Origin of the sequence: Xinfangfangia pollutisoli, assembly GCF_020179405.1 — a bacterium.
In the GTDB taxonomy this organism is placed as follows: domain Bacteria; phylum Pseudomonadota; class Alphaproteobacteria; order Rhodobacterales; family Rhodobacteraceae; genus Pseudogemmobacter; species Pseudogemmobacter pollutisoli.
Window position 1 is genome coordinate 1 of record NZ_JAICBZ010000071.1, and the last position, 20,674, is coordinate 20,674.

At 67.9% G+C, this 20,674-nt stretch carries 21 protein-coding genes and 1 pseudogene; 19 read left to right on the forward strand and 3 right to left on the reverse strand.

Features of this window, described 5'->3' with window-relative positions; translation table 11 throughout:
• The 10 genes and pseudogenes from K1Y73_RS16905 to K1Y73_RS16950 all read left to right on the forward strand — a co-directional run.
• A pseudogene (locus tag K1Y73_RS16905) lies at positions 1–314 on the forward strand (DUF58 domain-containing protein); the annotation flags it as partial.
• Complete coding sequence (locus tag K1Y73_RS16910) at positions 311–664, forward strand: hypothetical protein (protein WP_225029485.1); 354 nt, start codon at positions 311–313, stop codon at positions 662–664. The pseudogene K1Y73_RS16905 and the gene K1Y73_RS16910, both read left to right, overlap by 4 nt.
• Positions 661–1,602, forward strand: coding sequence for a VWA domain-containing protein (locus K1Y73_RS16915; RefSeq protein WP_225029486.1), 942 nt, complete (start codon positions 661–663; stop codon positions 1,600–1,602). The genes K1Y73_RS16910 and K1Y73_RS16915 overlap by 4 nt, the downstream gene beginning before the upstream one ends.
• A complete protein-coding gene (locus tag K1Y73_RS16920; protein WP_225029487.1) occupies positions 1,599–2,525 on the forward strand; it encodes a vWA domain-containing protein in 927 nt (308 codons plus the stop codon). Before K1Y73_RS16915 ends, K1Y73_RS16920 begins: the two co-directional genes overlap by 4 nt.
• A complete protein-coding gene (locus tag K1Y73_RS16925; protein WP_225029488.1) occupies positions 2,522–3,121 on the forward strand; it encodes a tetratricopeptide repeat protein in 600 nt (199 codons plus the stop codon). The genes K1Y73_RS16920 and K1Y73_RS16925 overlap by 4 nt, the downstream gene beginning before the upstream one ends.
• Positions 3,115–4,245, forward strand: coding sequence for a hypothetical protein (locus K1Y73_RS16930; RefSeq protein ID WP_225029489.1), 1,131 nt, complete (start codon positions 3,115–3,117; stop codon positions 4,243–4,245). The genes K1Y73_RS16925 and K1Y73_RS16930 overlap by 7 nt, the downstream gene beginning before the upstream one ends.
• A gap of 103 nt (positions 4,246–4,348) precedes the next feature.
• Complete coding sequence (locus K1Y73_RS16935; protein ID WP_225029490.1) at positions 4,349–6,709, forward strand: endoribonuclease YicC domain-containing protein; 2,361 nt, start codon at positions 4,349–4,351, stop codon at positions 6,707–6,709.
• A 28-nt stretch (positions 6,710–6,737) separates the two neighbouring features.
• Positions 6,738–7,373 (forward strand): guanylate kinase, encoded by a 636-nt coding sequence (gene gmk / locus K1Y73_RS16940; protein WP_225029505.1) that lies wholly within the window; start codon positions 6,738–6,740, stop codon positions 7,371–7,373.
• Complete coding sequence (locus K1Y73_RS16945) at positions 7,370–7,888, forward strand: gamma carbonic anhydrase family protein (RefSeq protein WP_225029491.1); 519 nt, start codon at positions 7,370–7,372, stop codon at positions 7,886–7,888. Before gmk ends, K1Y73_RS16945 begins: the two co-directional genes overlap by 4 nt.
• Positions 7,889–7,963: 75 nt before the next feature.
• On the forward strand, positions 7,964–8,983 hold the full coding sequence (locus tag K1Y73_RS16950; RefSeq protein WP_225029492.1) for an ATP-binding protein: 1,020 nt from the start codon (positions 7,964–7,966) through the stop codon (positions 8,981–8,983).
• A 21-nt stretch (positions 8,984–9,004) separates the two neighbouring features.
• On the opposite strand, the gene K1Y73_RS16955 is transcribed toward K1Y73_RS16950, so the two are convergent.
• The 3 genes from K1Y73_RS16955 to mazG form a co-directional block, all read right to left on the reverse strand.
• The gene (locus tag K1Y73_RS16955) at positions 9,005–9,946 is read right to left on the reverse strand and encodes a nucleoside hydrolase (RefSeq protein WP_225029493.1); all 942 of its coding nucleotides are present in this window, start codon (positions 9,944–9,946) and stop codon (positions 9,005–9,007) included.
• Between the two features lie 126 nt (positions 9,947–10,072).
• Complete coding sequence (locus K1Y73_RS16960; RefSeq protein ID WP_225029494.1) at positions 10,073–11,071, reverse strand: Fe(3+) ABC transporter substrate-binding protein; 999 nt, start codon at positions 11,069–11,071, stop codon at positions 10,073–10,075.
• Positions 11,072–11,150: 79 nt separating this feature from the next.
• A complete protein-coding gene (gene mazG, locus K1Y73_RS16965) occupies positions 11,151–12,032 on the reverse strand; it encodes a nucleoside triphosphate pyrophosphohydrolase (protein WP_225029495.1) in 882 nt (293 codons plus the stop codon).
• Between the two features lie 61 nt (positions 12,033–12,093).
• On the opposite strand from mazG, the gene K1Y73_RS16970 reads away from it, so the two are divergent.
• The 9 genes from K1Y73_RS16970 to K1Y73_RS17010 form a co-directional block, all read left to right on the forward strand.
• Entirely contained in the window at positions 12,094–13,263 is a 1,170-nt protein-coding gene (locus K1Y73_RS16970; RefSeq protein WP_225029496.1) for a M20 aminoacylase family protein, read from the forward strand.
• A gap of 82 nt (positions 13,264–13,345) precedes the next feature.
• Positions 13,346–13,759 carry a DUF6636 domain-containing protein gene (locus K1Y73_RS16975; protein WP_225029497.1) on the forward strand — a complete coding sequence of 138 codons (414 nt, stop codon included), beginning with the start codon at positions 13,346–13,348 and terminating at the stop codon, positions 13,757–13,759.
• A 200-nt stretch (positions 13,760–13,959) separates the two neighbouring features.
• On the forward strand, positions 13,960–14,595 hold the full coding sequence (gene catB, locus K1Y73_RS16980) for a type B chloramphenicol O-acetyltransferase (RefSeq protein ID WP_225029498.1): 636 nt from the start codon (positions 13,960–13,962) through the stop codon (positions 14,593–14,595).
• Between the two features lie 178 nt (positions 14,596–14,773).
• Positions 14,774–16,192, forward strand: coding sequence for an aminotransferase (locus K1Y73_RS16985; RefSeq protein WP_225029499.1), 1,419 nt, complete (start codon positions 14,774–14,776; stop codon positions 16,190–16,192).
• A 116-nt stretch (positions 16,193–16,308) separates the two neighbouring features.
• Positions 16,309–17,274 carry an agmatinase gene (gene speB, locus K1Y73_RS16990; protein WP_225029500.1) on the forward strand — a complete coding sequence of 322 codons (966 nt, stop codon included), beginning with the start codon at positions 16,309–16,311 and terminating at the stop codon, positions 17,272–17,274.
• Complete coding sequence (locus tag K1Y73_RS16995; protein WP_225029501.1) at positions 17,274–17,705, forward strand: DUF1499 domain-containing protein; 432 nt, start codon at positions 17,274–17,276, stop codon at positions 17,703–17,705. The genes speB and K1Y73_RS16995 overlap by 1 nt, the downstream gene beginning before the upstream one ends.
• A gap of 79 nt (positions 17,706–17,784) precedes the next feature.
• Positions 17,785–18,840 carry a peptide chain release factor 1 gene (gene prfA, locus K1Y73_RS17000; RefSeq protein ID WP_225029502.1) on the forward strand — a complete coding sequence of 352 codons (1,056 nt, stop codon included), beginning with the start codon at positions 17,785–17,787 and terminating at the stop codon, positions 18,838–18,840.
• A complete protein-coding gene (gene prmC, locus K1Y73_RS17005; protein ID WP_225029503.1) occupies positions 18,837–19,667 on the forward strand; it encodes a peptide chain release factor N(5)-glutamine methyltransferase in 831 nt (276 codons plus the stop codon). The genes prfA and prmC overlap by 4 nt, the downstream gene beginning before the upstream one ends.
• Positions 19,668–19,897: 230 nt before the next feature.
• The coding region (locus K1Y73_RS17010) for a DUF4167 domain-containing protein (protein WP_225029504.1) at positions 19,898–20,674 on the forward strand (777 nt) is incomplete at its 3' end.

Consider the following 20,674-nt stretch of genomic DNA (forward strand, 5'->3'; position numbering starts at 1 on the left):
CCGATCTGATGCGGGCGATGCGACAGGCGCCGCGGGGCGCGGCGATCGTGCTGGCAACCGGGCTGGACAGCCCGGGCGAGGGGCTGGATGCCGCCCTTGCCGCGCTGCGCCAGCGCGGGCCCTTGCGGCTCGTGCTGGTCGAGGACGCGTTCGAACTGGCCCCCCCCGCGCAGCCCCTGCCGCATGAGGGGCCCGAGGGCCCGGCCTTCGCCCGCTTCGCCGATCTGCCAGCCGAACGCGCCGCCCGCGCCGCCAAACTGGCGCTGCCCGGGGTGGAAATCCGCCGGCTGGCCGCCTCGGGAGAGATCGGATGACCCCGGCAGATCTGATCGCCGCCCTGCATGCCCCGCGCCTGCCCGAAGGCTTCACCGCGCTTGGCTGGGATGATCTTCTGGCCGCGGCCGGGCTGGGGCTGGTCCTGGCCGCGCTGGTGCTGGCGCTGCTGGGCCCGATCCTGCGCCCACGCCCGCGCCGCCTGCGTCCGGCCGAGCGCATCGCCGCCACCGCGGCGCTTCCGCCGGCCGACCGGCTTCTGGCGCTGGCGCGGCTGCTGCAGGATCTGGGCGGCCAGCTGCCCGATGACCAGCGCGCCGCGCTTTATGCGGGCCTTCCCGGCGATCCGGCGCGGATCGAGGCGCTGATCCTGCAGGCGGGGCGGCGATGACCGGGCTGGCCTTTCCCCTGGCGCTGTTGCTGCTGCCGCTGCCCCTGCTGGCCCGGCTTCTGCCGCCGCGCGCCGCGCCGGGCGAGGCGATGGTCCTGCCCGATGCCATCGCCGCCCAGGCCCGCCCGGCGCGCGGCCCGGCGGTCTGGCGGCTGTATCTGCTGGCAGGGCTGTGCTGGGCCTGCCTGTGCCTGGCCATCGCCCAGCCGCAGCGGATCGAGATGGTCGCCGACCGCAGCGCCTCGGGCCGCGATATCGTGATCGCGCTGGACATGTCGGGCAGCATGGAGACGCCGGATTTCGCGCTGGATGGCGAAACCGTCACCCGGCTGGCGGCGGTCAAGCGCGTGGCCTCGGCCTTCATCCAGGCCCGGCAGGGCGACCGGATCGGGCTGGTGATCTTTGCCGACAGCGCCTATGTCGCAGCCCCCCTGACCCATGATCTGGCCGCCGTCGCCCGCGCCCTGGACGAGGCGCAGATCGGCCTGACCGGCCGGTCCACCGCCATTGCCGACGGGCTGGGTCTGGCGTTGAAACGCATCATCGCCGAGCCCTCGCCGTCGAAAGTCGTGGTGCTGCTGTCGGATGGCCGCGACAGCGGCGCGCGGCTGGATCCGGTGCAGGTGGCGGGGCTGGCCGCGGAAAACCACGTCCGCATCCATACGATCGCCCTTGGCCCCGAGGATCTGGAAACCCGCCCCGCCGCCCGCGATGCGGTGGATCTGGCCACGCTGCGGGCGATTGCGGAAAAGGCCGGCGGCCAGACCTTCCGCGTCCGCACCACCGACGATCTGACCGCCATGGCCGCGGATCTGGACCGGCTGGAGCCCAACCCCTCGACCCGCCCGCCGGTGGCGGTGCCGCGGCCCTTGTGGCCCTGGCCCGCCGCGGCCGCCTTCCTGCTGGCGCTGGCGATCGGCTGGGGGCGCACGACATGACCGGCGATCTGCTGCTGTTGCGGCCCTGGTGGCTTCTGGCGCTGCTGCCGGTACTGGCCGGCGCAGTTTGGGTCTGGCGGCGGCGCCATGCCGGCAGCTGGGCCGCGGTGGTCGAGCCCGAGTTGATGGCGGCCCTGCAGCGGCTGGGCCGGATCACCCGGGGCGGGCGGGGCAGGGCGCTGCTGCTGCCCTTTGCCGCGGCGGCGCTGATCGCGCTGGCGCTGGCCGGGCCCGCGCGGCTGCAGCCCGGCGCCGTGGCCTTTCGCGCGCTGGATCCGATGGTGCTGATGATCGACCTTTCGCCCTCGGTCGTGGCCGACCCCAAGGTGCTGGGCGAGGCGCAAGCCGCCGCCGCCCGCGCGCTGGACGGGGCCGAAGGCCGCCCGGTCGGGCTGATGCTTTATGCCGCCGATGCCTATCTGGCCTCGGCGCCGACCAGCGATGCCGACAGCCTGCGCGGGCTGATCGGCGTTCTGGGCCAGGGGACGATGCCGGTCGTTGGCAGCCGGCCCGACATCGCCCTGTCGATGGCGCGCGACCTGTTCGCGACCGGCGACGGCACCGGGATCGGCGGCGCCGATCTGGTGGTGATCTCGGATGGCGGCGGCACCGGGCCGCGCGCCACGGAAGAGGCCGCCCGGCTTGCCCATGACGGCGCGCGGGTCTGGGCGCTGGCGCTGCCCCGCGCCGCCGATGGCGCGCCGGCGGCCGATCCGGCGGGGCTGGCGGCCTTGGCCAAGGCCGGCGGCGGGGCGATGCTGGCCGCGGCCGAGGCGCCCGCCCTGGCCCCCCGCATCGCCACACTGCGCCGCGCGCGTCTGGTCGAAGATCCGCAGGCCGGCACCGCCTTTCAGGATTTCGGCCCCTGGCTTCTGCCCTTGGCGCTGGTCGCCCTGTTCCCGCTGTTCCGGAGGCGCAGATGAGGCTTGCTCCGCTGATCCTGGCCCTTGGCCTGGCCGCCTTGGCGGTGGCGGGGCGCGCGCCTTTGGCGAAGCTGGCGCTGGTGCTGCATCTGCCGGGCCTGGCCGCGCCCTTACTGGACGATCCCGCGGTGCGCGGCGTGGCGCTGTACCAGGCCGGCGACTACCCCGCCGCGGATCAGGCCTTCCAGCAGGCGGGCCGCGGCTCGACCTATAATCGCGGGCTGTCCCTGGCCGCCACCGGCGATCTGCCGCTGTCGCGCGCCTATTTCGATGCGGTGCTTTTCGCCAATCCGGCCGACAGCGAGGCGCGCGAGAACCGCAATCTGGTGGCGGGGCTGATCCCGCCCACCCAAGGGGTGGCCAACAATGCCGGCCGCATCGCCGCCACGGCCATCGCCACGCCGGGCGGCTCTCCGGTCGACGAGATCAAGCGGCTGGGCCGGCCGCTGGATGCCGGGCGTCTGGTCGCCGACGCGGAATGGCTGGCCAGCCTGCCCGACGATCCGGGCCTGGTCCTGCGCCTGCGCCTGGCCCAGGAACATGACCGCCGCATCGCCATGGGCCAGACCGCGGCCGAGGAGGTGGAGCCATGGTAAGGGCGATTCTCCTGGTTCTGGCGCTGTGGGCCGGCGCGGCCGATATGGCCCGGGCCGAGGGCAATCTGTCGATGACGATCCGCCCTGACGGGCCGGTCGATCATCTGGTCGCGGGCGAGATGGTGGCGATCACCATCCGCGCGGTCTATGACCGCAAGATCGCCAATGAACGGCTTGAAATCGCCCCGACCGATGCCTTCGACTGGGTGCAGACCCAGGCCGACGACTGGCATCAGGAAATGATCGACGGCCTGCCCTGGATCGTGATGGAACGCCATCTGGCGATCTGGCCGAAGCGGACGGGCCCGTTGCAATTCGGCCCGGCCCAGCACCGGCTGACCATCATCGACACGCAAAGCCAACGCCAGGACACCGTTGTCACCGCGCCGCCGCTGACCCTGTCGGTCGGGCCCTTTCCGGCCCAGACGGGCTGGCATTTCACCGCCCGCCAGGTCGAGCTGACCGACACGCTGTCCACCGATCCCGCCCATCTGCAGGATGGCGAGCTGGTCACCCGCACCGTCACGCTGCGCGCCTTGGGCGCCTTGCCCGAACATCTGCCGCCGCGGCCGGTGGTGTCGGAAAACTGGCTGATCACCTTTGCCGCACCCGTCCAGCGCAACCTGATCCTGACCGGCGACGGTCCGGTGGCCGAGGCGATCTGGACCTGGCAATTCCGCCCCCATACCGGCGAGCCGGGGGTGCTGGACCCGGTGAAGATCCCCTTTTTCAACACCGAAAGCCGCAAGCTTGACGCGGTCGAGATTCCGGCGCTGTCAATCGGGCTGGCCAGTTTCTACACCGGCCAGGTGCCGACCGGCCGGGTCGGCGGGGCGCAGGTTCTGCTGCTGGCGGGAGTGACACTGACGGCCCTGCTGCTGGCTTTGGGGCTGGCCGCCACGCGACTTGCGCCGCAGGCCACGGCGGCGGGCTTGCACCGGCTTTGCCGGCACTGGTCGCCCCTGCCGCGGCTGCGGCTGTGGCGGGCGCAACGCTCGGGCGATCTGCTGGCGCTGCGCCGCGCCATGGCCGAGGCCGATCTGCCCGCCGCCCGCCAGGCGGCGCTGGATCGGCGGATCTATGGCCCGCCCGTCGAAGGTGTGAAGGTTTCCGTCACAGAATAGGAAAATCCTGGCGGAATCCTCTGTAGCAGCCCGGCGATGCAGCCGTCTTTGGCGCATTCCGTCGCGACCCTGCTGCTATCCTTCGCCCGAGACGGAGGACGGAATGCCCAAGACCCATCTGAAGACCATCGAACAGCGGCTTTTGTGGCTGTCGCATTGGATGATTCACAACGCCAATCACCTGCGGCCCAAGGTCGACGGCATCAAGGTCGGCGGGCATCAGGCCTCGTCCGCCTCGATGGTGTCGATCCTGACGGCGCTGTATTTCTCGGCCCTGCGCCCCGAGGACAGGGTGGCGGTCAAGCCGCATGCCTCGCCGGTCTTCCATGCCATGCATTACCTGATGGGCAATCTGAGCCGCGAGAAGATGGAGAATTTCCGCGGCTTCGGCGGGGTGCAAAGCTATCCCAGCCGGACCAAGGACAAGGACGATGTCGATTTCTCGACCGGGTCGGTGGGTCTGGGCGTGGCGATCACCGCCTTCGCCGCGCTGATCCAGGATTATGTGCAGGCCAAGGATTGGGGGCAGGGCGCGCCGCAGGGCCGGATGATCGCGCTGATGGGCGACGCGGAACTGGACGAGGGCAATATTCATGAATGCCTGCAGGAAGGTTGGAAACATGGGCTGCGCAATTGCTGGTGGATCGTCGACTACAACCGCCAGTCGCTGGACGGGGTGGTGCAGGAAGGGCTGTGGAGCCGGATCGAGGGCCTGTTCACCGCCTTTGGCTGGGATGTCGTTCGGCTGAAGCACGGGGTCTTGCAGCGCGCGGCCTTTGCCGAACCGGGGGGTGCGGCCTTGCGCGACTGGATCGACCGCTGCCCGAATGAACTGTATTCGGCGCTGACCTTCGAAGGCGGCGCGGTCTGGCGTGCGCGGCTGACCGATGATCTGGGCGACCAGGGCCCGGTCTCGGCGCTGATCGCGCGGCGCAGCGATGAGGAACTGGCGGCCCTGATGGAAAACCTGGGCGGCAATTGCGTCGAGACGCTGGCCCAGGCCTTTGCCGCGGTGGATCACGACCGGCCGACCTGTTTCCTGGCCTATACGGTCAAGGGCTGGGGCACGCCGATTGCCGGGCACAAGGACAATCACGGCGGGCTGATGACCAAGGCGCAGATGGCCGATTGGCAGGCGCGGATGGGCGTGGAACAGGGCCAGGAATGGGAACCTTTCGCCACCGTCGAAGACCCCGCCGCCCTGCGCGGCTTTCTGGCCGGCGTGCCGTTCTTTGCCGCCGGCCCGCGCCGCCTGCAGGATGATCCGCTGCCCGTGCCGCAGATCGAGATCGGCACGGATCGCGAAATGTCGACCCAGATGGCCTTCGGCAAGATCCTGGACGATCTGGCCCGCGGCGACAGCCCGCTTGCGGCGCGGATCGTCACCACCTCGCCCGATGTGACCGGCACCACCGGGCTTGGCCCCTGGGTCAACCGCCGCGGGCTGTTCGCCAAGGCGGCGCGGGCCGATACGTTCCGCGAAAGAAAGATCGCCTCGACCGCGAAATGGGATGCGGCGCCGTCGGGCCAGCATATCGAACTGGGCATCGCCGAGATGAACCTGTTTCTTCTCTTGGGCGCGGCGGGGCTGAGCCACAGCCTGTTCGGCAGGCGGCTGATCCCGGTCGGGACAGTCTATGACCCGTTCGTCTGCCGCGGTCTCGATGCCTTGAACTATGCCTGCTACCAGGATGCCCGCTTCCTGATCGTCGGCACGCCCTCGGGCGTGACGCTGGCGCCCGAGGGCGGGGCGCATCAGTCCATCTCCACCCCGTTGATCGGCCTGGCGCAGGATGGGCTGGCGGCTTTCGAGCCGGCCTTTGTCGATGAACTGGCGGTGATCCTGGAATGGGCCTTCGCCTATCTGCAGCGCGATGGCGAGGGCGACCCGGACGAACGCACCTGGCTGCGCGATGAAACCGGCGGCTCGGTCTATCTGCGGCTGACCACCAATCCGCTGGAACAGCCGGGCAAACGGCGCGATCAGGCCTTTCGCCAGGGCGCGATCGACGGCGCCTATTGGCTGCGCGAACCGGGGCCGAATGCGCAGGTCGTCATCGCCTATCAGGGCGCGGTGGCGCCCGAGGCGATCCGCGCCGCCGGCACCCTGGCCGAGGCGCGGCGCGAGCGTCAGGCCGCGACCCTGCGCGATGGCATGGCGCGGCTTCTGGCCAATGGCGAGGGCTTTGACGAGACGCGCGTGGCGCAGGAACTGGCGCTTCTGGCAGTGAAAGCCGATGTCACCGAGGAACTTGACCGGCTGGACGCCCATGTCGCCGCGGCCCGCGCGCTTCTGGCCGAAACCGGCCCCGTGGGCCGCAAGTTCGATTTCCTGATGCAGGAATTCCTGCGCGAGGCCAACACGCTGCTGTCCAAGGCCGGCGATCTGGATCTGACGCGGATCGGGCTTGATCTGAAGACCGTGATCGACCAGATGCGCGAACAGGTTCAGAACGTGGAATGACCCGGAAGCCGATATGACCATGACGTCGATGCCCCGCCGCGGGCTGTTGCTGATCCTGTCCTCGCCCTCGGGCGCGGGAAAATCCACCCTGGCGCGGCGGCTGATGGGCTGGGATCCGACGATCCGCTTTTCCGTCTCGGCCACGACGCGCAAGCCTCGGCCGACCGAGGAACACGGCGTGCATTACTGGTTTCACGACCGCCAGGCCTTTCTGGATCTGGTGGATCGCGGCGGGATGCTGGAACATGCCGAGGTCTTCGGCAATCTTTATGGCTCTCCGCGCGCCCCGGTCGAGGCGGCGATGGCCGAAGGCCGCGACACGCTGTTCGATGTCGACTGGCAGGGCGGCCAGCAGATCCGCAACTCGGCGCTTGGCAAGGATGTGGTCTCGGTCTTCATCCTGCCGCCCTCGATTGCCGAACTTGACCGGCGGCTGCGCGGCCGGGCACAGGATTCCGATGAGGTGATCGCCGGCCGGATGGCGAAAAGCCGCGACGAGATCAGCCATTGGGCGGAATATGACTATGTGCTGGTCAATGACGATCTGGACGCCTGTTTCGCGCGGCTGGTCGCCATCGTCGAAGCGGAACGGTTGAAGCGCGACCGCCAGCCGGGTCTCAGCGATTTCGTGCGCGGGCTGAACAGGGAGTTTTCGGAACGATGATCTACGAGCTGGACGGGGTTGCGCCGGAACTGGATGGCGACGCCTGGGTTGCGCCGGGCGCGCATGTGATGGGCCGGGTGCGGCTGGGGCCGGGCACCGGCATTTGGTTCGGCGCGGTCCTGCGCGGCGACAATGAATGGATCGAGGTGGGCGAGGCCACGAACATTCAGGAAAACAGCGTCTTGCACACCGATATGGGTTATCCGCTGGTGATCGGCGCCAATTGCACCATCGGCCACAAGGCGATGCTGCATGGCTGCACCATCGGCGCGGGCACGTTGATCGGCATGGGTGCTACGGTGCTGAACGGCGCCAAGATCGGCCGCGGCTGCCTGATCGGCGCCTGCGCGCTGATCACCGAGGGCAAGGAGATTCCGGATTTCAGCCTGGTCATGGGCAGCCCGGGGCGCGTGGTGCGCCAGCTGGACGAGGCGGCGCAGGCGCGGCTTTTGCAGTCGGCCGAAGGGTACCGGGCCAATGCGGCGCGGTTCCGGGCGGGGTTGAAGCCGCTTTAGGCGGGGCGGCATCCGGCCACTGGCGCCAGGTCCCCCTGCGCGCTAGACCGGCTGCGGAACGCGGCAGAGAGGGTCATGGTGGAACAGCTGGAAACCGAACTGCTGGAAGGCATCCCGCTGCCGGCACTGATCGTCGCGGCGGATGAGCGGATCGCGGCGATGAATGCGCCGGCCCAGGCGTTGCTGGGCGAGGCGGCGGTTGGGCGCAATCTGGCCCTGGCGCTGCGTGCCCCTGAATTGCTGCGCGCGATCGACCAGACGCTGGCCGAAGGCGCATCGCGCGAGGTGCTGCTGCGCCTGTCGGATGACGGCCAGTATCGCGCCCAGGTTTCCCCCCTGCAGGCGGGCGGGCGGCGGGCGCTGTGCGTGTTGCGCGACATCACGGTCGAAACCCAGGCCGAGCAGATGCGCCGCGATTTCGTGGCCAATGTCAGCCATGAATTGCGCACGCCCCTGACCGCGATGATGGGCTTCATCGAGACGCTGCGCACCAGCGCCAAGGATGATCCGGTGGCGCGCGAACGCTTTCTGGCGATCATGGAGCGCGAGGCGGGGCGGATGAACCGCCTGGTGCGCGATCTGCTGCAACTGAGCCGGGTGGAAGCCGAGGAACGCGTCCGCCCGCGCGAGGCGGTGGATCTGGCCGGGGTGCTGAAATCGGTGGCGGCGACCGTACGCGCCGCGGCCGAGGAAAAGCAAAGCCGGATCGAGATTTCCGGCGGCGATCGGCCGGTCATGGTGACGGGCGATCCCGACCAGCTGACCCAGGTCTTCCTGAACCTGATTGAAAACGCGGTGAAATATGGCGGGACGGGCCAGGTCGTCCAGGTCTCGATCAGCCGCGAGCCCAGCTATCGCGGCCCGGCGCTGCGTGTCGACGTGGCCGATCAGGGCGAGGGGATCGAGGCGATCCACCTGCCGCGCCTGACCGAGCGCTTCTACCGCATCGACGCCCACCGTTCGCGCGCCGAGGGCGGGACCGGCCTGGGTCTTGCCATTGTCAAACACATCGTCAACCGCCATCGCGGCTGGCTGAAGATCGACAGCAAGCGCGGCGAGGGTTCGGTCTTTTCTGTCATATTGCCCGAGGTTTAGGGCGCGATCCTGAAGCCGTGTCTAAAGTTTCGACAGCTGCAGGGTCAGCAGATCGAACAGCGCGTCGCGGTCGACATGGCCCAGGAACAGCGCATTCGGCGCGCGTTTGGTGACCCGCCACCAATCGGCGACCGTCATGCCCAGGGTCAATTCGCTGCCCGTTTCGATCTCGACATTGATATGCCGGCCGGAAAACAGATGCGGCGCAAGCAGATAGGCGATGACGCAGGCATCGTGCAGCGGCGCGCCCTCGCTGCCATATTTCGCGGTGTCGAAGCGTTCGAAGAAATCGGTCCAGCCGGCAACCGCCTGGCCGACCGGCGTGCCCAGGCCCCGCAGCCCTTCGACCCAGGCGCGTGACGTCAGGGCCTTATGGGTGCAATCCAGCGGAACAACCACCAGAGGAACGCCGGATTTGAAAACGATATCAGCGGCTTCGGGGTCGACATAGATGTTGAACTCGGCCGCGGGCGTGATGTTGCCCACCTCGAAATAGGCCCCGCCCATCAAGACGATCTCGGCCACGCGCGACACGATGTCGGGGGCGCGGGCAAAGGCGGTGGCGATATTGGTCAGGGGGCCCAAGGGGCAGAGCGTGACCGTGCCCGGGGCTTCGCGGCGCAGCGTGTCGATCAGGAAATCGACGCCATGCTGGGGGCTGAGCGGCCAGGTCGGCTCGGGCAGCGTGGCGCCGTCCAGCCCGGTCTTGCCATGCACATGCTCGGCCGTGACCAGCGGACGGCGCATCGGCGCGTCGCAGCCGGCATGGACCGGCACCGGCCGGCCCGACAGCTGCGCCACCACCCTGGCGTTGCGCTGGGTCAGTGCCAGCGGCACATTGCCGGCGACCGCGGTCAGCCCCAGCACCTCAAGCCGCTCGGGCGCCGACAGGGCCAGCAGGATCGCCACCGCATCATCCTGTCCGGGATCGGTGTCGATGATGATCTTGCGGGGATGGGTCACGGCGCGCGCTCCTTCAGCCTGTCCGGGGCAGGAAAGCGGAAGGGCGCGGAAAGGTCCAGTGCGGCGCAAATGCAAAGGGGGGCGATGACCGCCCCCCTGGGATAGGTTCCGATCCTGCGGGCCGGATCAGCCGTCGAAATTGACCGTTTCGATCAGCTTCAGCGCGGCGGGGCGCAGCTTGGCGATTTCGGTCAGGCTTTTGCTGTCCGGGGTGAAGTCGCCCCAGCTTGCCACCAGCGCCGACCGTTCCACGCCCGGCTCGACCGGATATTCGTTGTTGGTTTCGGCATAGATCTTCTGCGCCTCGTCCGAGGCCAGCCATTCCATGAACTTCAGCGCCGCGTCATGGTTCGGCGCCGCCTTGGTCATCGCCACGCCCGAGATGTTCAGATGGGTGCCGCCATCTTCGAAGGTCGGGAAGACGATGCGCACGGTTTCGGCCGCCGGGCGCTGTTCGGGATCGTTCATCATCTGGCCGATGTAATAGGTGTTGCCGATGCCGATATCGCATTCGCCGGCCGCAATCGACTTGACCTGATCGCGGTCGCCGCCATCGGGCTTCTTCGCCAGATTGGCCTTCACGCCTTCCAGCCAGGTCTTGGTATAGTCCTCGCCGTGATGCGCGATCATCGCCGAGACCAGAGCGACGTTATAGTCGTTCAGCCCCGAGCGGATGCAGATCCGGCCCTTCCATTTCGGATCGGCCAGGTCTTCATAGGTCGTCACTTCGCCATCGGCGACGCGGTCCTTCGAGGCATAGACGATGCGGGCCCGGGCGGTCAGGCCGAACCAGTGGTTCGCCTCGTCGCGGAAGGCGGCGGGGATGTTCTCGTCCAGAACCGCCGATTTCACTTCCTGCGTCACGCCGGCATCGACGATCTGCAACAGCCGCGCGATGTCGACGGTCAGGATTAGGTCGGCGGGCGAACGGTCGCCCTCGGCCACCAGACGCTCGGCCATGCCCTTGTCGACGAAGGCCACATTCACGGCGATGCCGGTCTCGGCGGTGAAGGCATCGACCAGCGGCTGGATCAGCTCGGGCTGGCGGTGCGAATAGACATTCACCTCTTCGGCCCAGGCGGGCAGAGCGGTGGTCAGCGAAAGGGCAAGAAGGAGGCGACGCATCGTTGAGTCCTTTTGTCAGGCTTTTCGAGGCGCTGGATAGCCCCGGATGCGGGGCGGGGTCAATGCCTGAGTGAATTACTTATGAATTCCACGGCGGATCGCCGCCCCCCGCCTTGGCGGCCTTTTCTTCCGCCTTGGCGCGGTTCCACAGCGCATCCATCTCGGCCAGGTCGGATTGGGCCGGGGTCCGGCCGTCTTCCGCCAGCAGGGATTCGATCCGGGCGAAGCGGCGGGTGAACTTGGAATTTGCAGCGCGCAAAGCGGCTTCCGGGTCGATCTTCAAGTGCCGCGCGAGGTTTGCAACCACGAAAAGCAGATCGCCGAACTCTTCAACCACCTCGTCGGGGCCCAGGCTGTCGCGCGCTTCGGCCAACTCGGCCGCCTCTTCCACCAGCTTCGCCACGACCTGATCGGTCGAGGGCCAGTCAAATCCCACCCGCGCCGCCCGGTTCTGCAACTTCACCGCCCGGGTCAGCGCCGGCAGGCCCAGCGCCACCCCGTCCAGCACTCCGGCCCGGGTGCCGCGTTCGCGCGCCTTCAGCGTCTCCCAATCCCGGGTCTGCTGCTCGGGCGTCTTTTCGCGGGATTCGGCACCGAAAACATGGGGATGGCGCGCGATCATCTTGTCGGAAATCGCCTCGGCCACATCGGTAAAGGCGAAAAGCCCGGCTTCCTCGGCCATGCGGGCATGAAAGACGGTCTGGAACAGCAGGTCGCCCAATTCGCCCTTCAACTCGCCCCAGGCCTGCCGCTCGATCGCATCGGCCACCTCATGGGCTTCCTCGATCGTATAGGGCGCGATGGTCGCGAAATCCTGTGCGATATCCCAGGGGCAGCCGGTTTCCCTGTCGCGCAGCCGGGCCATGATCTCGACCAGGCGGGCGATGGCCGTTTCCGGCGCGGCGGCGGGGCTGTGGACGACTCGGTCGCTTTCGGACCGGAAAGGCGGGGGTTCTGACATTGCGGCTTGGCCCGATTTCCTGTTGTGTCCGGGTCAGTGTCGAGCCCCGAGGAGCCAGAGAATGCCCGTGTTGAACCGTATCGCTTCTTATGCCGAGGAAATGAAGGGCTGGCGCCGGCATCTGCACCAATATCCCGAACTGGCCTTCGACTGCCAGAATACCGCCGACTGGATCGCCCAGCGCCTGCGCGAGATCGGGGTGGATGAGCTGCATGAGGGGATCGCGAAGACCGGGATCGTGGCGATCGTGAACGGCAAGGGGCAGGGCCCGACCATCGGGCTGCGCGCCGATATGGATGCGCTGCCGATCCAGGAAATCACTGGGGCGGCGCATGCCTCGAAAGTGCCGGGGCGGATGCATGCCTGCGGCCATGACGGCCATGTGACCATGCTGCTGGGGGCGGCCAAGTATCTGGCCGAGACGCGCAATTTCGCCGGCCGCGTGGCGCTGATCTTCCAGCCGGCCGAAGAAGACGGCGGCGGCGGCCAGGTCATGGTGCAGGAAGGCATCATGGACCGGTTCGGCATTGCCCAGGTCTATGGCATCCACAATGCGCCCAATGTGCCCTTCGGCCATTTCCAGACCGCCCCCGGGCCGCTGATGGCCTCGGTCGACACGGCCATGGTCAAGGTCACCGGCAAGGGCGGCCATGGCGCCACCCCGCATGAGACGGTGGATCCGGTCGTGGCGCTGGTGGCCATGGTGCAGGCGGTGCAGACGATCATCCCGCGCAATGTCTATGCGCTGGACGAGGCGGTGATCTCGGTGACGATGATCCATGCCGGCACGGCCTCGAACATCATTCCCGAGGATGGCATGTTCGGCGCGACGATCCGCTGCTTCAAGCCGGATGTGCGGGCGCTGCTGAAAAAGCGCCTCTACGAGATCGTCGAGGGCACGGCGGCGGCCTTCGGGGTGCGGGCGCAGATCGAATATGACTGGGGCTATCCCGCCACGATCAACCATCAGGACGAGGCGGAATTCGCCGTCGAGGTCGCGCGCGAGATTTCGGGCGCCGAGGCGGTGGATGGCAATGCCCAGCGCGAAATGGGGTCGGAGGACTTTTCCTATATGCTCGAGGCGCGGCCCGGGGCTTACCTGTTCCTGGGCACCGGGCCGGGGGCGGGGCTGCACCATGCGGCCTATGATTTCAACGACGAGGCGGCGCCGGTCGGGGCCAGCTTCTTCGCCCGTCTGGTGGAACGCGCCCAGCCCCTGGCCGCGAAGTGACGGGGTAGGGCGCGGCGCACTTGCCAGCCGCGCCCGCCCTGTGCCAGCAAGATCCTGCCCATCCCGCCCGAGGAGTTTCGCGATGCGCCTTCGTCTGTCTCATTGCCTGGCTGCGCTGGTCCTGTCATCGGCGCCGGCGCTGGCCGATGATTACGTCGCCTTCCATTCGCCCTCGGGCAATATCCATTGCGCGATCATGACCGGCTCCTATTCCGAGGCGCGCTGCGACATTTTCGATTACACCCCCAGCTTCCGCAAACGCCCCGCCGATTGCGATCTGGAATGGGGCCCGGCCTTCGCGGTGGATGCCCAGGGCAAGGGCTATGTCGCCTGCGTCGGCGATACGGTGGCGGATCCGAACGGCTTCGTGCTGGACTATGGCAAGTCCTTCAGCCTGGGCGCCTATACCTGCACCTCGGAAAAGTCGGGCATGACCTGCACCAATGGCCTGGGCCATGGCTTCAAGGTTGCCAAGGCCAAGCAGTCGGTGTTCTGACCGCCCGGCCGCTTGCGCCCTGTGCCGGATCATCTAGGATAGGGCCCATCGTTTTGCCGCCCAGAAAGGGCCCGCCATGAAGGCCACGCACCGAATCTTCTGAAGACGGCCCCGCGCCCGTGGCCGGGGCAGAACCGCGCCTTCGGATGGGGCGCGGGGGTTCGCCTATGCGCGAGCCGGCTTTCTTCAGAGAGGTGCAAATGCAAAACGTCTTCGACAGCCCGTTTCGGGGCATCACGCTGGACCAGCAGGTCCGCAATCCCAATATCCTGGTCGGGCGCTACAGCTATTACTCCGGCTATTACCACGGCCACGGTTTCGACGATTGTGCCCGCTATCTGCTGCCCGATCCGGGCGTGGACCGGCTGGTGATCGGCAGTTTCTGCTCGATCGGCTCGGGCGCGGCCTTCATCATGGCGGGCAATCAGGGCCACAGGCAGGATTGGGTCAGCAGCTTTCCCTTCTTCTGGATGCCCGAGGTTCCAGCCTTCGCGGGCGCCGAAAACGGCTATCGGCCCGCGGGCGATACGGTGATCGGAAATGATGTGTGGATCGGGTCCGAGGCGATCATCATGCCGGGGGTGAAGGTCGGCGACGGGGCGGTGATCGGCACCCGCGCGCTGGTGACCCGCGATGTCGCGCCCTATGCGATCATGGGCGGCAACCCCGCGCGCGAGATCCGGCGCAGGTTCGATGCGCCGACCGTCGATCTGCTGCTTGAGATGCGCTGGTGGGACTGGGCCGAGGATCAGCTGCACGCGGCGATGCCGCTTCTGACCAGCGGTGCGGTCGAGGCGCTGCATGCGCATTGGCGGGCGCATATCCGCAAGGCGTAAGGCGCCGAAGGCTGCGGGCCGGGCCTTGGGAGGCAGATCGGGGGGGCAGATCAGGCTTTGCCCCCCGGCTTTGTCCCGTTCTAGTCGCGCCGCAATTTGGCTGCACGACAGGGGCTGGCGCGGATTTGATCAAACTGCTAAGATTTTCTGACTGACAGTTCAGTCAAGGAGATCTCCCATGACCGCCGCCCAGGCCCTGGCACGGCCCGCCTCGAATCTTTCGCCCGAAACCCTGTGGGAGATGGACCGCCGCCATGTCCTGCACCCTTGGACCAATTTCGGCCCCTTCGAACGCGATGGTTCGCTGGTGATCGAGAAGGGCGAGGGCGTCTGGCTGTGGGATGCGCAGGGCAAACGCTATCTCGATGCAGTGGGCGGCATGTGGTGTACGAATATCGGGCTGGGCCGCAAGGAAGTGGCGCAGGCCATGGCCGAGCAGGCCGAAAAGCTGGCCTATACCAATACCTTCGTCGACGTGACCAATGGCCCCTCGGCCCGGCTGGCGGCGGAACTGGCGGCGCGGGCGCCGGGCGATCTGAACCGGGTGCATTTCACCACCTGCGGCTCGACCGCCGTCGACACGGCGGCGCGGATGGTGGCCTTCTACCAGACCGTCATGGGCCGGCCCGACAAGACCGATATCGTCGCGCGGGAAAATTCCTATCACGGCTCGACCTATCTGACCCAGTCGATCGGCAAGCGCCCGGGCGACCGGATTGACGAATTCCGCTACAAGACCGACGGCATCCATCACCTGTCCTGTCCCGATCCCTACCGCCGCCCCGAGGGCCTGACCGAGGCGCAGTTCTGCGACGCGCTGGTGGCGGAATTCGAGGCGCTGATCGACCGCGTCGGGGCCGGCCGCATCGGCGGCTTCTTTGCCGAGCCGATCCAGGCCTCGGGCGGGGTGATCGTGCCGCCGGAAGGCTATCTGCGCCGGATGGCACAGATCTGCCGCAAGCATGACATCCTGTTTGTCGCCGACGAGGTCGTCACCGCCTTTGGCCGGCTGGGCCATTGGTTCGCCTCGGAATCGGAATTCGGCGTGATCCCTGACATGATCACCTGCGCCAAGGGGCTTTCGGCCGCCTATGTGCCGCTGGGGGCGCTGATCTTCTCGGACCGGATCTGGGAGGCGATGGCACAGGAGGGCAGCCGCTGGTTCACCAGCGGATTCACCTATTCCGGCCATCCGGTCGCCTGCGCGGCCAGCCTGAAGGTGATCGAGATCATGGAGCGCGAAGACCTGCTGGCCAATGCCGCCCGCACCGGCGCCTATCTGCAGGACCGGCTGCGCGATCTGCAGGCGCTGCCGCTGGTGGGCGATGTGCGGGGGCGGGGGTTGATGCTGTGCGTCGAGAATGTGGCCGACAAGGCGGCGAAGACGCCCTTGCCCGATGCGGCCAATGAATCGAAGCGCATCTCGAATGCGGCCGAAGAGATGGGGCTGCTGGTGCGCCCCTTGGGCCATCTGAACGTGATGTCGCCGCCCCTGACCCTGACCGAGGCGCAGGCCGACCAGATCGCCGAGACGCTGTGCCGGGCCATCCGGCAGGTCACCGACGAATTGGTGCGCGAAGGCCACCGGATCGGCTGAGGCTTGACTTGCGGGTGAGGCGGGATATTCCTGCCTGACCCGGATCCGCGCGTCTCCGGCCCTTGCAGGACTGGCCCGGGGGCAATGACTGCGCGCCTTTCAGTTCCGAGAGTCCGATGGCACTTGAAGATGCGAAGACGCAGGTCGACACGGCCTTCACCCGGCAGGGCCCGCGCGGCTATGCCTTTGAAAACGCGTTTGGCGGCGCGACCAGCTTTCTGCGCCGAACCTATACGAAAGACCTGACCGGGGTGGATCTGGCCATCACCGGCGTGCCCTTCGACCAGGCGGTGACCCATCGCGCCGGCACCCGTTTCGGCCCGCGCGCGATCCGCGAGGCGTCCAGCCTGCAACCCTATGACCCGCCCTATGGCTGGCCCACCAATCCGCTGGAGGAGATGGCGATCGTCGATTACGGCGATTGCGCCTTCGACTATGCCAAAGTGTCGGATTTTCCCGACACGCTGACCGCCCATATCCGCACCATCCTGGCGGCGGGCGCGGGAACGATCACCCTGGGGGGCGATCATTACATCACCTATCCCATCCTGCGCGCCTATGCCGAGAAGTTCGGGCCGCTGGGCCTCATTCATTTCGACGCCCATTCCGACCTTTGGCCGGATGACGATCTGACGCGGATCGACCATGGCACGATGTTCTACAAGGCGGTGAAGACCGGGCTTGTCGACCCGAAACGCTCGGTCCAGATCGGCATCCGGACGACGACCGAGGATTATCTGGGCGTCCAGGTGATCGACGCGCGCGAAGTGCATGAAAAGGGCGCGGCGGCGGCGGTGGCCAAGGCGAAGGACATCGTGGGCGACCATCCCTGCTATGTGACCTTTGACATCGACTGCCTGGATCCCGCTTTCGCGTCGGGCACCGGCACGCCGGTCTGGGGCGGGCTGGCCAGTTGGCAGGCGGCGGCGATGCTGCGCGATCTTGCCGGTGTCAATATGGTCGGCGGCGACGTGGTCGAGGTCTCGCCGCCCTATGACACCACGGGCGCGACCGCCATTGCCGGCGCCCATGTCGCCTATGAGCTGATCTGTCTGTACCACTGGGCAAGGACACAACGCTGATGCTGCGCGGGGCCATCGTCACGGTGGCGCTGCTGGTGGCGGGCGGGGCGGGCTATGTCCGCCTTGCCCCTTCCGATCCGGCGCGCTGGCATCTGGCGCCGCCGGCCGATCTGTTCCAGGGCCTGCCGCCGGGGCAGGTCAAGCCCCTGGAAGGTGGGGCCGTGCTGATCCTGCCGGCCGAGGATCCGGCGGCGCTTCTGGCGCGGCTGGATGCGGTGGCGCTGGCGACGCCGCGCACCCGGCGTCTGGCGGGCAGCCCGGACGAGGCGCGGATCACCTGGATCACCCGCTCGGCGCTGTGGGGCTTTCCCGATTACACCACCGCCGAAGCGACGCCCCAGGGCCTGAGGCTTTACGCGCGGCTGCGCTTTGGCCGGTCGGACATGGGCGTCAACGCCGCGCGGCTGCGCGACTGGCTGGCGCGGCTGTGATCCGTCATCTGGCGCGGGCCCGCGCGCCCGGGGCCCGCCGCCTCTTGACCGCGCCGGGCCGTTCCGCCACATCCGGCCCATGGTCCCGTTAGACAAGCTTGCCCAGATCACCCAGCGCTTCGAATATGTCGAGGCGCGTCTGAACGCCGGCGCGGCGCCTTCGGAAATCGCCGCGCTCAGCCGCGAATATTCCGATCTGAAGCCGGTCGCGACCGAAATCGCCGCCTATCGCCAGGCGCTGCAGGATCTGGACGATGCCGAGGCCATGCTGGCCGATCCCGAGATGCGGGCCCTGGCCGAGGATGAACTCCCCCGCCTGAAAGACGCGATCCCGGCGATGGAGGAACGGCTGCGCATCGCGCTTCTGCCCAAGGATGCCGCCGATGCGCGCCCGGCGATCCTGGAAATCCGCCCCGGCACGGGCGGAGAAGAGGCCAGCCTTTTTGCTGGCGACCTGGCGCGGATGTATCAGCGCTATGCCGAACGCATGGGCTGGCGCTTCGACATTCTCGACCAGCAGCTGTCCGATCTCGGCGGCATCCGCGAATTCACCGCCCATATTCAGGGCGAGGGCGTCTATGCCCGGCTGAAATACGAATCCGGCGTGCATCGGGTTCAGCGCGTGCCGGAAACCGAAGCGGGCGGGCGCATCCATACGTCGGCCGCGACGGTGGCGGTGTTGCCCGAGGCGGAAGAGGTGGATATCGACATCCCCGCCTCGGATATCCGCATCGACACGATGCGGTCTTCGGGGGCGGGCGGCCAGCATGTCAACACCACCGACTCGGCCGTGCGCATCACCCATATTCCGACCGGGATCGTCGTCACCTCGTCCGAGAAATCCCAGCACCAGAACCGCGCCATCGCCATGCAGGTGCTGCGGGCGCGGCTGTTCGAGGCCGAGCGCGAAAGGCTGCATTCCGAACGCGCCGCGACCCGCAAGTCGCAAGTGGGCTCGGGCGATCGCAGCGAACGTATCCGCACCTATAATTTCCCGCAAGGACGCCTGACCGACCACCGCATCAACCTGACGCTCTATGCCCTGCCGCAGATCCTGGCGGGCGATCTGACCGAGGTGATCGAGGCGCTGATCGCCCATGATCAGGCGGAAAAACTGGCCGAGATGGAGGCATGATCGCCAAGGCCGCCCTTGCGGCCGCGCTGCCGCGTCTGCGGGCGGCGGGGGTGGACGATCCGGCCCGCGACGCGCGGCTGCTTTTGGCCCATGCGCTGGCGGTGGATCCGGGCCGGCTGACGCTGGTCCTGGCCGACGATCTGACCCCGGGGCAAGAGGCGGCCTATGAGGCGGCCATCGCCGCGCGCGCAGCCCGGCGCCCGGTGGCCCAGATCATCGGCCAGCGGCAGTTCTGGGGACGCAGCTTTCAGGTCACCGCCGACACGCTCGATCCGCGCCCGGACACGGAAACCCTGATCGAAGCCGCCCTGTCCGCGCCCTTTGACGACCTGCTTGATCTGGGCACCGGCACGGGCTGCATCCTGCTGACCTTGCTGGCCGAGCGTCCGGCCGCAACCGGCCTTGGCACCGATCTGTCGGCGCCCGCGCTTGCGGTTGCCCAAGAGAATGCCCGCCGCCTGGGTCTTGCCGATCGGACGCGGCTGATCCAGGCCGACTGGTTTTCCGGGATCGGCGGCGTCTTCGACCTGATCGTGTCGAACCCGCCCTATATCGCCCTGGCCGAAATGCCGGATCTGGCGCCCGAAGTGCGCGATCACGAACCGCATTCGGCCCTGACCGATGGCGCCGACGGGCTCGAGGCCTATCGCCGGATCGCCGAAGGCGCGCCCGAAAGGCTTAGGCCCGCGGGGCGGATCCTGGTCGAGATCGGGCCCAGCCAGGGCGCTGCGGTCGCGGCGCTGTTCCGCGGCGCGGGCCTGTCCGAGGTCGCGATCCTGCCCGATCTTGACGGGCGCGACCGTGTGGTGCGGGCCATCCGGCGCTGATCGCGGCGATTTCCGCGCGTTTTTCCGGTGTAAATCGCCGCAATTCCGCTGATCCTTCCCAGATTCTCCTTGTCATCCGCCCCCTGCCTGCTTAATCACGACTCATGTGGACGGCGTCCGGTGCGTTCTGCGTCAGACCCCCGCATCAACCCGATCCAGACCTGCTCTCCCGGTGGCCGCGTTGCGGCCGGTTCGATGGGCCAAGGCGGATCATATGATCAAAGGCAGAGATGCGCTCTTCTAAGAAACGCTCGCGTTCAAACCAGAACCGCCCGCGCACGCTTGGCAATATCATCAATCGGGTTTTCGACAGCTCGGGTCCCGAGGGCAAGGTGCGCGGGACGCCGCAGCAGATCATCGAAAAGTACCAGATGCTGGCGCGGGATGCGCAATTGTCGAATGACCGGGTCGCGGCCGAGAATTTCCTGCAGCATGCCGAGCATTACACAAGGCTTCTGGCCGAAGCCCAGCGCGAGATGGCGGCCGAACAGGAAGCGCGTCAGCAGCAATACCAGCAGAATGGCGGCAATCCCGGCAATGGCGGCCAGGGCAATGGCGGGAACGGCGGCAATCGCGACTATCGCGAGCGCGACCGCAACGACCAGCGCGGAGAGCCGCGCAATGACAACCGCGACCGGGCCGAGCCGCGCGGCGAGTATCGCGACCCCGCGGGTCAGGACCAGCCCGATCTTGTCGATGTGATTGAAACCGAGGCCGGCGACAGCGGCCTTGTCGAAACCCCCGAAGCGCGGCGTCAGCGCCCGCAGGACGACCGGCCGCGCAACGACCGCCGCGACGAGAACCGGAATGAGCCGCGGAACGACGCCCGCAACGAAGCCCGGAATGAACCCCGGAACGAGCGCCGCGATCCCGACCGGCGCGAGGGCGAGCGCAAAGAGCGGGGCGAGCCGCGCCGCGACCGCGACGACCGCCGCCGCGCCCCCGCGGCCGCCGAGACGGCGGCGCAGCCGGAACTTCCCGCCTTCATCACCGGCATCGCCGATCCG